The organism is Neobacillus sp. C211, assembly GCF_051842875.1.
Lineage (GTDB): Bacteria > Bacillota > Bacilli > Bacillales > Cytobacillaceae > Neobacillus.
The window spans coordinates 198,822-213,983 of the sequence record NZ_JBPXRO010000004.1 but is presented as its reverse complement, the minus strand read 5'-3'; the positions used below and the strand labels follow the sequence as shown (position 1 = coordinate 213,983).

The 15,162-nt window shown below is 38.1% G+C and carries 9 protein-coding genes; all 9 read right to left on the bottom strand.

Annotated features, from left to right (window positions below):
- Positions 1-28: 28 nt before the first annotated feature.
- Positions 29-1,042, bottom strand: a complete 1,014-nt coding sequence (gene yjfF, locus ACSU6B_RS06145; RefSeq protein WP_410883618.1) for a galactofuranose ABC transporter, permease protein YjfF — start codon at positions 1,040-1,042, stop codon at positions 29-31.
- A complete protein-coding gene (locus ACSU6B_RS06140; protein WP_410883616.1) occupies positions 1,020-2,102 on the bottom strand; it encodes an ABC transporter permease in 1,083 nt (360 codons plus the stop codon). The genes yjfF and ACSU6B_RS06140 overlap by 23 nt, the downstream gene beginning before the upstream one ends.
- Positions 2,092-3,624, bottom strand: a complete 1,533-nt coding sequence (locus ACSU6B_RS06135; RefSeq protein ID WP_215003504.1) for a sugar ABC transporter ATP-binding protein — start codon at positions 3,622-3,624, stop codon at positions 2,092-2,094. Before ACSU6B_RS06135 ends, ACSU6B_RS06140 begins: the two co-directional genes overlap by 11 nt.
- 80 nt (positions 3,625-3,704) lie before the next feature.
- Positions 3,705-4,706: an ABC transporter substrate-binding protein gene (locus ACSU6B_RS06130; RefSeq protein ID WP_410883614.1), complete on the bottom strand. Its 1,002-nt coding sequence runs from the start codon at positions 4,704-4,706 to the stop codon at positions 3,705-3,707.
- A gap of 327 nt (positions 4,707-5,033) precedes the next feature.
- Positions 5,034-7,778, bottom strand: a complete 2,745-nt coding sequence (locus tag ACSU6B_RS06125) for a family 43 glycosylhydrolase (RefSeq protein WP_410883612.1) — start codon at positions 7,776-7,778, stop codon at positions 5,034-5,036.
- 104 nt (positions 7,779-7,882) lie between these two features.
- Positions 7,883-9,853, bottom strand: coding sequence for a family 43 glycosylhydrolase (locus ACSU6B_RS06120; protein WP_410883610.1), 1,971 nt, complete (start codon positions 9,851-9,853; stop codon positions 7,883-7,885).
- 376 nt (positions 9,854-10,229) lie between these two features.
- Positions 10,230-12,113, bottom strand: coding sequence for a substrate-binding domain-containing protein (locus tag ACSU6B_RS06115; RefSeq protein WP_410883608.1), 1,884 nt, complete (start codon positions 12,111-12,113; stop codon positions 10,230-10,232).
- Positions 12,113-13,318, bottom strand: coding sequence for a response regulator transcription factor (locus tag ACSU6B_RS06110; RefSeq protein ID WP_410883606.1), 1,206 nt, complete (start codon positions 13,316-13,318; stop codon positions 12,113-12,115). The genes ACSU6B_RS06115 and ACSU6B_RS06110 overlap by 1 nt, the downstream gene beginning before the upstream one ends.
- 35 nt (positions 13,319-13,353) lie before the next feature.
- On the bottom strand, positions 13,354-15,003 hold the full coding sequence (locus ACSU6B_RS06105; protein WP_410883748.1) for a cache domain-containing sensor histidine kinase: 1,650 nt from the start codon (positions 15,001-15,003) through the stop codon (positions 13,354-13,356).
- Positions 15,004-15,162: the final 159 nt, after the last annotated feature.

Genomic DNA, 15,162 nt, shown 5'->3' with positions numbered 1-15,162 from the left:
TCACTTCAGATTTCCCTCTATCGTTGATTCAGGTAGCGAGTGCTTTTCTTTCTTTTCTTTTAATAATCGTTTTGTTTCTTTCACTCTGAATGACGATTATGCGTTGAAGTACGATAAAAACAAACAATAAGACTCCAATTACAATTCTTGTCCACCATGAACTGAGTGTACCTTCAAACATGATAATGGTTTGAATTACTCCCATACTCAGCACGCCAAACATTGGACCAACAACATATCCATACCCGCCGGTTAAAAGGATTCCACCTATGACACATGCTGCAATGGCATCCATTTCTAGACCTAATGCGTGAAGCCCATATCCAGACAACATGTAGAAGGTGAAAACCAAGCCTCCGAGGGCAGAACTAAAGCCACTGATAGCGTATATAAGAATTTTAGTTCTTACAACAGGCAGTCCCATAAGCATAGCCGATTGTTCGTTTCCACCAATGGCGTAAACAGTCCGACCAAACTCTGTATATTTAGCCACATACATGGCTGCCAATACAAACACAATACTAATCAATACACTAATGGAAATAAAATATTGTCCACCCAGCATAATCTTATAGTGAGATATATTGGTAAATAATGGATCTATGATAGTAATAGATTCGATGCTAATAAAATAACAAAGTCCTCTGGCCAAAAACAAACCTGCTAATGTAACAATCCATGGATGCAATTGAAAACGCTGAATGATGTATCCTTGTGCAAATCCAAATATGATTCCCATTAAAAGAACTACAACCATAACAATAACCGGGTTTGCACCTTTCTGAAGCATACTTGCGGACACCATAGTGGTTAGCGCAACAACCGATCCTACTGACAAATCGATTCCACCAGATAATATGACAAATACTAATCCTGTAGCAATGATGATTAAAAAAGCATTGTCTATAAATAGATTCAGAAAGACTTGCGATGATAAAAAGCCCGTATAACGAAAAGAACCTACACTAAATAAGGAAAGAAATAGAATGATGGTCGAAATTAACGTGATATTTAATTGACTAACTCGCAGCATGTTTCTCATTAGATTGAATTACTCCCTTCTTACGCTTGCTGCCCATTTTTAAGATAAATAAGCTTCTGAATTTTTCCGATTGTACAAGCGAAACAATAATTACTACAATTGCTTCCACCACGAGTATACTTTCAGGAGGAACTCCAGTGGAATAAATAGTGGTTTTTAACATTTGAAGGAAAAGAGCACCGATAATGGTACCTGATAGGAAAAACCTTCCACCGTTCATTGAAGTACCACCAATGACGACTGCTAATATTGCATCTAACTCCATCCATAATCCAGCGTTATTTCCATCTGCACTCTTCACATTCGAACTAATCAAGATTCCTGCGATTCCTGCGCACAAACCACAGATTACATAAGCCCAGAAGATGATCTTCTTCGAATTAATCCCAGTAAATCGGCTGGATTCCATGTTTCCTCCTACCGACTCTAAAAACAATCCCATTGCGGTTTTTCTCATAAGCAAGTAAACTAGTAACCCCAATACAGCGGCAACAAAAATAGCAAACGGTATTCCTAAAAAGTATCCACCACCAAAAAAGCTAAACGGTTTATAGTAGACAGTGATAATTTGTCCTTCACTGAACAGCTGTGCAATTCCCCGTCCAACTGTCATAAGGATAAGGGTGGCTACCATTGGTTGAACACCTATTTTAGACACCAATGCGCCATTCCACATTCCGCAAAGGACGGAAGCACCAAGGGCAGCAAGGATGGCTAGCGCCATAGGCGTATCACTTACATACTCTTGAACTCCATTGTTAACAACCAGAGTTCCTCCGATCAGGTAAGCTGCCATTGCACCTGATATCGCCACAACAGCTCCAACCGAGATATCCACACCAGCTGTTGCAATAACTAAGGTCATACCAATTGATACAATAATAAGCGGAGCCGCCCGATTTAATATGTCAATTATGGTTCCAAATAAATGACCATTCTTGATTTCGATGTTAAAAAAACCTGGTATAAAAAAATAATTAAATATAAGTAATGCTAAGAGGGCCATTAAAGGCCAAAATACCTTTGAATGCCTCAGTTTATTCCATTGATTAAGAAACATTTGCGCCAGCTCCTGCTATAGTTTTCATAATAATACTTTCTGATATATTCTCTCCGCGAAGCTGTCCAATCGGAGAACGGTCACGCAAAACAATTACCCGATCGCAACAAGCTACTAATTCTTCCAATTCGGAGGAAATAAGCAAAACCGTCATACCATCATTAGCAAGTGTTCGTATTAATTTTTGAATTTCCGTCCGAGTTCCTACATCAATTCCACGAGTAGGTTCATCTAGTATAAGCAATTTCGGATTGGTTGCCAGCCATCTGCCAAGAATCACTTTTTGTTGATTACCTCCACTTAGATTTCTGATTTGTTGTTCCATAGATGGGGTAGCTATTCGCAGCATTTTAATATATTTATTAGCGATTTCCTCTTGTTCTTTTCTAGAGATATAATTGAATATGCCTCTTTTAGCCTGAAGAGCAAGAATCATGTTTTCCCTGATAGTTAATTCTCCAATGATGCCCTCTTTTTTACGATCCTCCGGACAAAATCCCATCCCTTGTTGTATAGCTTTTTTAGGATACATGGCCGAAATCTTTTTTTCATCTATATAAATGACACCATCGTCTGCTTTATCAATTCCAAATATCAGTCTAGCAATTTCAGACCTGCCGGAACCAAGTAAACCAGCAAGACCAAGTACTTCCCCTTTTTTCATTTCCAGATCAAATGGCTCTATCGTACCTTTTTTTCCTAGACTGACAGCTTTTAAGAAATGTTCTTCCTTTTTCTTTAATGAAGAAACTATACTTTTGTTTTGTTTGCTGTGTTCTTTTTCATCGATTTCTCTACCAACCATTTTAGTTACTAATTCTATCCTAGATAATTCACTCGTTTTGTACTCGCCAATGAGTTTACCGTTCCGAAGGACTGTGATACGATCCGTTATTTCATAAACTTGATCTAAGAAATGTGTGACAAATACGATTCCCATTCCTTCATCACGCAACTTACGCATGATCTTAAACAACTGTTTTACTTCGTTTTCATCCAAACTCGCGGTCGGTTCATCCAAGATTAATACACCTGCTGAAATATCAACTGCGCGAGCAATCGCAATCATTTGTTGAATGGCAACAGAGTAAGAAGAGAGTAATTTAGTCGGATCAATATCAAGATTTACTCGCTTTAGGATTTCTTGTGATTCTTGGTTCATTAACTTCCAATCGATTCTGCCGCCTTTTTTCGGTGGTCTGCCAATAAAAATATTTTCTGCTACTGTCAAATTAGGGCATAAATTCACTTCCTGGTAAACCGTGCTGATTCCAATATTTTGGGCATCTAGCGGAGATTTCGGCTCAATGTTCTGTCCGTCGAAAAGGATGGTACCTCCATCTAAATTGTGGACTCCGGTTAGCACTTTAATTAACGTTGATTTACCTGCACCGTTTTCACCCATGAGAGCATGAACTTCTCCTTTACGAAGAGTAAAGTTAACGTCAGACAAAGCCTTCACTCCAGGAAAGGACTTTGTGACACCTTCCATGTATAGAATTGGTTTCTCTTGTATGAACATTGTTTTAATGCTCCTTTTGTTTATTTTATGAGTAATATAGGAGTTCCCTAATAAGAGAGCTCCTATATCTAAAAAAGCTTTTAATATTGTCGATTAGGGAATTCCTTTGCTGCATTAGTTGTATCAAAGATGCCTTCTTCTGTCTTAATCCACTTTGGTAATTCTTTACCTGCTTTAACATCCTTAATTGCTTGCATCAACTGTTCTCCTAATAATGGGTTACATTCAATAGAGGCATTTAACTTGCCAGCCATCATCGCCTCAAAAGCACCTTTTACACCATCAACAGAAATGATTTTGATATCTTTCCCTGGAGTTAAGCCATATTCTTCGATCGCTTGAATTGCACCGATTGCCATATCGTCATTGTGAGAATATACAACATTGATATTTTTTCCATTAGACTTTAAGAATGCTTCCATTACTTCTTTACCCTTAGTACGGGTAAAGTCACCTGTTTGAGATTTAATAATTTTATAATTGGTATGATCTTTGATTATTTCTTCAAAACCAGCTTTTCGGTCAATGGCAGGAGCAGAACCTACCGTTCCTTGGAGCTCAACGATATTTACCGGCTTATTCGTTTTTACATTGTCCAACATCCATTGTGCCGCTTTCTTGCCTTCCTCAACGAAATCTGATCCAATCATCGTTTTATAAAGGGATGGATCGGCATCTACAGCACGGTCAGTTAATATAACAGGAATACCTGCTGTTTTCGCTTCTTGAAGAACTGTATCAAAACCTGTTTGAACAACAGGAGAGAAAGCGATTACATCCACCTTCTGAGCAATAAAAGAACGGATTGCTTTAATTTGGTTTTCCTGTTTTTGCTGGGCATCTGAGAACTTTAATTCAATTTGTGGGTCTTTTTCTGCACTTTCTTTGACTGACTTAGTATTAGCTGTTCTCCACTCGCTTTCAGCTCCTACTTGAGAAAAACCAACGACAATCTTCCCATCTTTCCCACCACTTGAACCACTACTCGCCTGTTGGTTGTTCCCGGCAGCACATCCTGTCATTAATGAGATCGCAGTTGCCGTTGAAATTAATGCAGTAAACAATTTTCTAAATTTTTTCATATGACTTCCCCCTTAATTAATTTGAATCTATGTTTATTATAAATAATTACTCTAGTGATGTATTTTCAATGAAATGCGTTTTTTTATAATATTCCGCTTTCTTTTGTACATTAGAAAATATAATATTTAAGTGATTATTTTTTTAAAAATAAAAAAGTAGACCCTAAAACCTACTATTTAGTAGTTTTTGGGGTCTATTTAATGATTATTCTGGCTTATTTTAACAATCCTAATTCTTCAATTTGTTTAATGTCGTATGCGATAGATTGAGCCTACCCTATCATACAAAAAAATCAGGACTAGCATAGCTTAGCCCTGATTTTTTTATTATTGCAAAACTTTTGGTGACGATACAGGCTTTAGTGAAGAGGATCCAATTTCTTTTCCTTCCCACACAAAGACCTTCACTTTGTGACCATCCACTTTGGCAGGCATCTTCATGCTCAAAGAGAAAGAAGACTTAGAACCAGCTGCGATGCTTTGGGTCTGAGACTGGATGTCCACCAGTTGATTATCACTGTCGTACAGAGCCATTGTCACTAAAATAGACTGAGCAGTGCTCTTGTTGCTCGTAACCTGAACTTTAGCACTTAATTTTTCCTTCGGATGTAGTTGTTTTGAACTAAAATCAGTGACGACCGAAAATTCCGCATTGTCATCAACAGTCACATTCGCCTTTACTGAAATAGCAGGTCCAGGTACGGCTCCATCTACAGGAACACTTGAGAAATTCGGTGTACCATCAGCATTCCATGTTATTCTCTTCACCCTAGTATGCCGGTTTGGATCATACAGGGGATCCCCTTGAATATCTTTGTAGGAGCGGGCATGGTAAACCAGGATATCCGTTTTCCCATCTTCCGCTACAGTAAAGGCATTATGTCCCGGTCCGTAAAGGCCCGTTGTTTCATCGCTTTTCAACACTGGTTCTGGCGATTTGTTCCATGACTTAGGATCTAATAGATCACTAGTATCCGAAGCGGTCAATAACCCCAAGCAATAGTTAGCATCGGTGGCGCTTGCAGAAAAAGTCATGAATATTTTTCCATTCCGCTTTAATACACTCGGTGCCTCATTGACCCAAAATCCCTGTCTTTCCCAAGCGTAATCCGGAGTGGAGATCATAACCGGTTTCCCTGTAATTGTCCATGGATTACTCATTTCAGCGATATAAAGATTCGAATTTCCGCCATCCTTCTGTGCCCAGGCGAAATAACGTTTGCCATTGTTCTCGAATGTGGTGGAATCTAAGGAAAAATTGGTGAAGGCCGTACTGCCTGCTGGTTTTTGCATCATGCCTTTTTCTGTCCATGTTCCTGTAAGTGGATTCGCATCTCCGCACTCGAGAACATATGGACGGATTTTCCAAATATCTTCCGCTGCTCCCGCTGCAAAGTAAATGTACCATTTTCCATCGATAAAATGGATTTCAGGGGCCCAAATATGCGCTCCCATATCCCCTGTAGCGTGTTTGGTCCAAATTACTTTTTCCTCTGCTGTGGCAAGGCCCTGAAGAGTTTTTGCTCTCCGCAAAACAATGCGGTTATATTCAGGAACCGATGCTGTGAAATAATAATAGCCATCAGTATGCTTAAAGATGTGAGGATCTGCTCTTTGCTCAATCAATGGGTCAGTATATTCATAGGTTGTTGCCTCCCCTTTAACGGTAAAGGTTCCGGTTTTAGTATAATCTTGTTTGTTCACTTCTGCCCAATCCACATTAAGTGTTCCAGTGGATCCGTCACTATAATGTACATCTACAGTAGATGGCATCTGTGGCGCGGTGCCCTGTTTTGTCTTAACGTTCACCTCGTCAACTTTGGCAATCTTAGTAATACTTATATTGGCAACAGGCTGAATTTTGGTACCATAGACAAAGCCCTTGACTTCAAGTTTCCCAGTTTGTGAGAAATCATCATTTGAAATAAGGTCCCACTCTACATCTAGTTGCTCGGTATGACCATCATAATAGTGTACTGTTACCTTCTTAGGAAACTTAGGTGGGAAATCTACCATTGTTCTCAGATTTACGTCTTCAATAGATACGATATTGTCAGCCAGCACTGTGACCGTAAAGTTTTTCGTTTCTGAATACCCATTCCGGCTAATTGTCGCTGTCAAGGTAACACTTGCATCCTTTTGGTCTTTTGCAGGTCTTGTCACTACACCGGTATCGGAAATAACAGAAGGAGAATCCGATTTCCAAGAGATCGATACCCCATTGTCAGCAGTCACAGGTAATTTTAAATCTTGAATTACTTTTGAAGTATCATCGACGCTCAATGTTCCTGCAATTTTCCCAACGGCTTCTTGATCCGTCATAGATTCAGAGACAACCTGTTGGATTTCTTCTCCACTTAATCCTCTATTATAGATGCGGAAATCACTCACTTTACCGTCTAAATAAGGATCAGGCCAATTCGATTTTCCAATATAGTTATAGGCGGTTTCTCCAAAATCAGATGGTTTCTTGGTTGTAGTTCCAGTCGCACCAACCTTGCCATTAACATAGATTGTGTAAGCTGTTCCTGATTTACTGACAGCGATATGCGTCCATTCACTGACCTTCGGGGCACTCGGAGTGGCATCGGCCACTCGTCCTACTACATCCAAATACAGGTTTTCTGTAAGGAAAATTTTCCCTGCATTAGCTCCGGTTCCAAAATCAAAAATTCGAGTCCAATTTCCTGTTTTTGAATCCAGATATACCCATGTGGAGATGGTGAAATCATCCAGTGTACTCATAATACCTTTTGGCAACTGGACATATTGGCTTTTCGTATGCTCAAGATCAATACCGGTCCTGCCTGCCACTGTAGCCAAGGAAGCCCCATTCATAACGGTGGCATCCTTGCCATGACCAGAGGCATCAGTTATTGATGTCCCGTTTAATTGATCGAATTTATACCAAGTTGTGAGACCTTCCTCCGTTACTGAAGCAATCCCAGTTTCCTGGTCAACAGCACTTGTTGTTTCTGGTGTAATTGTAGCAGCCCACGAAGGAATAATCGTTGTTGGAACCGACAAAAGTGTGACTGCCAGTGCACAATGAATTGTTTTTTTTAACTTCATATTTAATCCCTCCTTATGATTCTTACATAAGATTGACTTTTTAGATTATTAGATTGTTTCTCCTAAACTAGTGCATAGGTACCTAGTTAAGTATTTCAAGATATTCATTGATTTTGTGGTCCGGGCTTATATTGGAAGCTGGTATTCACTATTTCACTTAAGTCTGCAGCACCGAGTCTGACATCATATTTACCAGCTGCATGATTCGAAAGTGTAAAGACATAACTGAATTTACCGTCGTCTTCCGTGGTAATTTGATCAAGATAATCCAATTTACCATTTGGCGCTGTAACTATAACGGCTACATCCGTCCCTTTTTTCTTGGTCAAATAGCCTTCGATTAGAACTTTTCTATTATTCACAGATATTTTTAAATCCTTTATAGTTGCAGGCATCTGTTTTTCTACAGTAATTGCAGCCGAATCAGCGAATTGTCCTTCGTCGGTCGTAGCAATAATATCAGCCTTACCCGGAGATTTCGCAGCAATTGTAACGGTTGTCTTTCCATCTTCAGGATTATAAGTAGAATTAGAAATGGATACGACATTAGGATCACTGGATGTAAAAGTCACTTTTTGATTAAGTACACTACTTTGTAATACAACAGCAGACAAACTGCTTTCATTATTTTGTTGCAGTGTAAGACTATCGATATTCAGTTGGACATCCTTTACATTTGCTTCTGACATCTTAAAAGTTGCATTCTCTTTATCCCCTTCGGTATTCACTTGCTCTAACTTCAATAAGTAATCCTTTTGCTTAATATATAAATTCGGGAAGTTATATGACTGAAAGGAAGACCAGTTTAGATCCGATAAACCAGGCACCTTTTTAAATGTGGCATCAGCTTTGAATAAATCTGTACCGTCATTTTTTACAAGTGCGAGGTCATTATTACTATGTCTTAAATAGAATCCTGGCTTATTCACAGACTGAATGGAAACATACTCCTCTCCTGAATTCGCTAGTCCAGGGACTATCTGCCATCTGGCATCAAAATTTGAAATATTTAATACGTCTAAAGGATCAATCCGTGCATCATTGTTATAGTGCCTAATATAGCGGTCTAGGAAACTGTACGACTGCAGCTTTTGTCCTTCACCATCCAAGCCTGTGGAAGTAGGGACAACTTTTTTTATTGTGCCGTCGGGATTGTAGTATAATCGATCGATTGAGACTGAGCGTCTGTATGAACTTCCAGTTGGCAAAGCAGCGGTATGATAAATAATGTACGATTTTCCTTTGAAATCAATAATGGATTGATGACTAGTATTACTATTGTTTTTATCATTAGGGTCTGAGGTGAACGGATCCATAAGCATTCCCTTATATTCCCACGGACCGGTAGGGCTCTCACTCATTGCGTAAGCTAGTCCTTCTGGCCAATTATGAGCAAATGATAAATAATATTTGCCATTCCGTTTATGAATCCACGGAGCTTCTGTGAAACCACCTTTCAAGTTATTGATGGTAACCTTTTGAATATCCCCGTCTAGCTCGATCATGTTCGGTTTGAGCTTTGCATAGTATGGATACGAATTTCCCCAGTATAGGTACCCCTGTCCGTTATCATCCACCAATACTGTAGGATCAATATCATCCCATGAAATGTTAGAGGTCGTCATTTGATTGGTTATCAACGGCTTTCCAAGTGCGTCCTTAAACCCTTCAGTTGGACTTTGGGAGGTAGCTACACCAATACAATATCCACTACCGTCCTTATTATTAGTGGCTACATACCAATAAAAGGTACCGTCTCTCTCGATTACTTGACTCGCCCATGCGGCATCTTCCCTTGCCCATGAGAAGGTATCCTTGACGCTAAGTGATCCTTCTTGTTTCCAATTCTCCATATCAGTTGAAGAATAAATGACCCATTCTGGCATGTAATAAAAATTTCCACCCGCACTCGCTTCATCGTGTCCTGCATAGAGATAAACCTTGTCACCCTGAACGAGCGCAGCCGGGTCTCCGGTGAACTTATCCTTAATGATAGGGTTATCCGCATAGGCTGCAGTTGAAAAGGATGATAATAGTAGTGTTGATAACATAATTTTCGAAACTACTTTTTTCATAGGGTTGTGTAATACCTCCTTAAAAAATATTATTTAAACGCTTTCATATGTGAGAGTATATCAAATCAGTTGTAGACAATCTTTATAAAAATCTACGATATTTTATAAAATACAACACATTATTTTTATAGCAAAATTTTATCAATAGAAACTTTGCTTACTAGTTTAACTAAGTATACAAAAAAGAAAAATAGACCTTAAAACCACTTTTAACGTGGTTTCAAGGTCTATTCACTAGATGTTTTATTCTAATTAGAAAAGTTGTAACTGTATTTATAGAAAACTTCAAAAATTTATAATCTTCTGTACTATTTTACCCCTGTTTTTGATTTATATCTTTTTTGTTATTTTTCGAGTTCTTTGTATAGTTCAAGAATTAATATGCCCGATTAATGAATTCCCGTTTGGCGTTGTCTTGACTAAAAATCCCTTCCTTTGTAACGATTTTGACTGGAATCTCTTTTCCTTCTTGATAATCTAATATCACTTTCATTAATTCAGGTCCTAATAATGGATTACACTCCACCGTCAAATTCAATTTACCTGAAAATAGGGCATTAAATGCTTCTTTGGTTGCATCTACTGAAATAATCAAAATATCTTTCCCAGGCCTTTTCCCAGCCTCTTCAATTGCCTCAATCGCTCCAAGTGCCATGTCATCATTATGGGAGTAAACGACCTGAATCTTATCCCCATACCTTTCCAACATCTCTTTCATGACACGTTTACCTGCCTCTTTCGTAAAATCAGCTGATTGGGAAGCGATGATGTGATAGTTTGTATTACTTTTTAGCAGTTCTTCAAATCCCCTTTTCCGATAAACCGCTGGTGAAGACCCCTGTGTTCCCTGCAATTCTACAATATTAATATCCTTCTTTACTCCTTTGGTAAATCCTAGAAGCCATCTCGCAGCTCTCCTACCCTCCTCTTGAAAATCGGAGCCAATAGAAGTCAGCCAAAGTGAATCATCATTAAAGTCCAATTCACGATCCGTCAAGATAACAGGAATTCCGGCCCGTTTAGCCTCCCTTAAAACCTCTTCATACCCGGTTTGGACAACCGGCGAAAATGCAATAACGTCTACCCGCTCCTTAATAAAGTTTCGAATAGCTTCAATTTGATTATCTATACTTTGATTCGCATTTTTAAATTTAAGATCAATGTCAAAGTCTTGGGCAGCTTTTTTAATCGAGGAGGAATTTGCCGCTCTCCAGCTGCTTTCTTTGCCCACTTGTACAAATCCTAAAACAATATGTTTTTTTAGTTTTTTAGGTTCATCCAATGTATTTTGTTTTGTTTGTACGTATTGGTCCACATTTTCTTTCGTAATTTTATTCACACGCAAAAGTATTTTTTTAGGAATACCAGATTTGCCTTGTAAAAGATCCATCGCATACTGAATTGATTCATTGCCACCAGTCCTATAGGCGAAGGTCCCCTTCAAAATGTTACGTCTAACCAAATCAAGTCCTCCATCATCACCTTCTAGCCCATCCACGCCAATGATATTAACTCCTTGAATTCCCTTTTTTTCTAATGCCCTATGTACCCCAAGAGCCATTGCATCACTATGTGCGAAGACGAAATTGATTTTGCGGTTCTTTTTTAGCCTCTCTATTACCTCATCTTCGGCTTTATCTCGATTCCAATCTGCAACTATCGTATCCACCTGGTGAATATTAGGATGATTTTCGATTATTTCATTGAAGCCCTTACTTCTTTCAATCACTGGAGGTGATTGGGAGAGTCCTTGTATTTCTACTAAATTTACTTTCTTATCTCCAGCCAGATCTGCCACCAATTGCCCGGCATTTCTGCCAATGACCTCATTGGCTGGTCCAATAAATAAGCTATAATCATACCCGTCGATTGCTCGACCTAAGACGATAACCGGTATTTTTTTATGCACCTTAGCGATTATAGGTGTTAAACTTTTGGAATCATTAGTGGAGATAATCAACAAGTCAATCCCAAAATCAAGTAATTTATTAATATCTTGCTTCTGTTTATCAATACTATGAGCTGCATCAGTATAAATCACATGCAAATCTTTATATCGATCTGATTCACTTTTAATTTCATTATTCATAGCGACTCGCCAAGGTTCAGTTAAATTTGCCTGGGACACACCTATAACAAATTTTGTCCCTTCATTCGACTTGTGAGAAGCATGCGCTGCTTTAAAGCCAAACCATCCAAGGATTATTAAGACTAAAATTGACATCCAATATCTTTTCTTAATCCGAAACCCGGCTTTCACTAATGCCCTACCTCCTTAACATAATTAGAAGGAGATACACCCATTACCTTTTTAAAAGCTGTACTAAAATAATGCTGAGTATTATAACCGACTTTATCCGCAATTTCATAAATTTTGTATGATGGGTTTTCCATAAATTTAATCGCATATTGAATCCTGACTTGGGTTAAGTAATCGATAAAGGAAGAACCTAATTCTTCCTTTAAAAGCCGGCTTAAATAACTTGGACTAACATTAACTTCTTGAGCTACTTCCTGGAGGGTTAAATCTTGTTTGTAGTAATGTCTCTCAATATATCTTTTAGCCAAAATAACCACTGGCATAATCATAGATTGTTCGTTAAGCTCTTTGATGAAATTACTATAAGCATCTGGGATTTCGGTTGGTAGCTTTTCTACAACTTTTTTGGCTATCATTATTTTTTTACCTGTCAACTTTTCGATAACCTCTTCAAATTGGTCACATAACAGATCCATTGGCTCTAACTCTTCCGTAGGTATCATTGCTACGATATGATTGCTTTCATCCCGGAAAACAACACGTGGCTCGAAAGCATCGAGTAATTCATCGATAATGTTTTGCATGCTAAAAAACAATAGATCCATTTCCCAAGCATCTCCGATATTTCCTTCTACAGCTATCCTGTTTGGCTTAATTACAAAAATCCCAACTTTTTCCCAATCCAGACGAAAATAGTGGAGCTGCTTATGAATTTCCTCTTCATTTAACTGCCCTTTAACCCACTTGCAGAGAAAGCTGTTTCTAACCAAATCGACATTCTCTTTCAATTGCTCATTCATCCATTGGACCAATTGATTACTTCTTCTAGATTCATTCAAATGGTTGACCGCTTTGGTAACAGTTCTTTTCAGGTCATCAGGATTTACTGGTTTTAATAAATATTCAAATACATTTAATCGAAGGGCCTCCTGTGCGTATGAAAATTCATCATGTCCACTGATTATGATAATAATGGAAGAAGGCAGCTCCTTTTTCAGTTTTCCAATCAATTGCAATCCATTAAGGAAAGGCATATTGATATCCAAAAAAAGAATATCAGGCTTAACCTCCAGAGCCAATTCAAATGCGGTCTCCCCATCTTGAGCTTCACCTGCAATTTGTATATTCCATTCATCCCAATTCAGAGATTTTTTCAACCCTCTAATGATTTTAGGTTCATCATCAGCAATAAGTAATTTCAACATTTCCATTCCCCCTAATAAAATGAAAGAAAAACCTATCAGCTTAACCCCTCTCGGACGATTGGGTGCCAAATCTCTACCGTTGTACCATTATTTTCTATGCTGTGAACGATTAAACCATAGTCATTTCCAAAAGAGAGCTTAATTCTTTCATTTACATTCAACATGCCATATCCACCCGAATCTGCACCGCCAATCATCCCTGTTTTTTGCAGACGTTGATTTAATTTTGTTATCATTTCTGGATTCATTCCATTTCCATCATCCGTTACACTTAGAAATAGCTTGTTATCAATGATCTTTACTTGAATTAATATTTTTCCTCGACCTCTCTTGGTTTTAATCGCATGATAAATCGAGTTTTCTACTAAAGGCTGCAAGATGAGTTTGAGAACAAAAAGTTCTTTAGCCTCCTCCTGTACATCGATAACAAAATCAAATTTATCCTCATATCTAGTCATCTGAATAATCAGATAACTTTTTATGTGCTCAATCTCTTCTGATACCTTTATACTTTCTTTTCCCTTACTCAACCCAATCCGAAAAAGTTTTGTCAACGCATCAATCACGTCCATAATGTCCTTTGCTTGATATTCCATGGCCATCCACTTAATGGTATCAAATGTGTTGTAAAGAAAATGAGGCTTAATTTGCTCTTGCAGAACCTTTAACTCTGCCTCACGCTTTCGTTTCTCTATCAAATTAATGAGATTGAGAAGGTTTTTAATCGATTCAATCATGCTATTAAAACTGTCTCCAAGCTGCTTAATTTCATCTTCATTTTTACTTTCAAATTTATTGTCCAAGTCTCCTTGTGCTGCCTTTTTCATTAGTGAGCTAAGTTGACTGAGAGGCCTTGTAATCGACGATGTGAAAAAAGCGGCTGCAAAAATTGCCAGAATCAGCACAACCATTGCAATAATTCCAGCAGTCCATCTCATATCCTTTATAAAAGCAAGGGTTTCATTAATTGAGAAAACTCCAACAATCTTCCATCTAGTATATTCAGAGTAGTCATACATCACCTGGAAATCAGTATCTTGAATGTTTTTAATAAAACTTCCTGATTTTCTATTATTGAACCAAGAATCCTTTATACGATAAACGATTTTATTAACTGGGGTATACACTATACGAGACTGTTCATCTATAACGTATACAAATCCATGCGCACCAAAGCCCATGTTCCGGATTTCATTATTAATTGTATCAAGCTTCCAATCTATCAGAATAACTCCCAAAACCTCACCTGTTTTTTCATTTATGACCGCTTTGGTAACTGACAGCACTTCATCCGCGCTGTATTTTGGACTTGTGGTGAGGTTCCTGCCGATTGGCCTGCTTTCCAAATGAATCACAGAAGGAGCATTAGCTGCTTGCTTATACCAACTCGCATTGGTTAGAGGATCTCTTGTCGTTCTGGACATTTCATTACTTATTAACAAGTCGGACTTGTTAACTATTAAAACCCCAGCAATCTCTGGGTGTGTATCCGTATACATTTTCATCTGCGTTTTTATTTTAGATTGCAGACCAGCAGCGGGCTTTTGAACGAGCAAAAAATCGCTTACATTTTCGGTCCTGCTTAAATACTCTGTAATATTTTCTAATTCCTTAATATGTGACTCAATATTTTTTTTCACTTGCTCAATATCTTTCCTCGTATGAACATTCGCTTGCTGTTCAATCTGCTTTGAATATTGATGAGCTGGTAGTGCTGTTGAGATGGTTATAGATAGTAAGATAATTGTTATAAATATACAAATAAGCTTAAAATATAAAGATTTGTTTCTAAAAAACCAATAAATGATCTATCCCTCCTGTTAATTTGAAGTAAAAAATTTATT

Coding starts and splice junctions, on each gene's coding strand:
- yjfF (WP_410883618.1), bottom strand. CDS start 1,042: ATGAGAAACATGCTGCGAGTTAGTCAATTAAATATCACGTTAATTTCG.
- ACSU6B_RS06140 (WP_410883616.1), bottom strand. CDS start 2,102: ATGTTTCTTAATCAATGGAATAAACTGAGGCATTCAAAGGTATTTTGG.
- ACSU6B_RS06135 (WP_215003504.1), bottom strand. CDS start 3,624: ATGTTCATACAAGAGAAACCAATTCTATACATGGAAGGTGTCACAAAG.
- ACSU6B_RS06130 (WP_410883614.1), bottom strand. CDS start 4,706: ATGAAAAAATTTAGAAAATTGTTTACTGCATTAATTTCAACGGCAACT.
- ACSU6B_RS06125 (WP_410883612.1), bottom strand. CDS start 7,778: ATGAAGTTAAAAAAAACAATTCATTGTGCACTGGCAGTCACACTTTTG.
- ACSU6B_RS06120 (WP_410883610.1), bottom strand. CDS start 9,853: ATGAAAAAAGTAGTTTCGAAAATTATGTTATCAACACTACTATTATCA.
- ACSU6B_RS06110 (WP_410883606.1), bottom strand. CDS start 13,318: ATGTTGAAATTACTTATTGCTGATGATGAACCTAAAATCATTAGAGGG.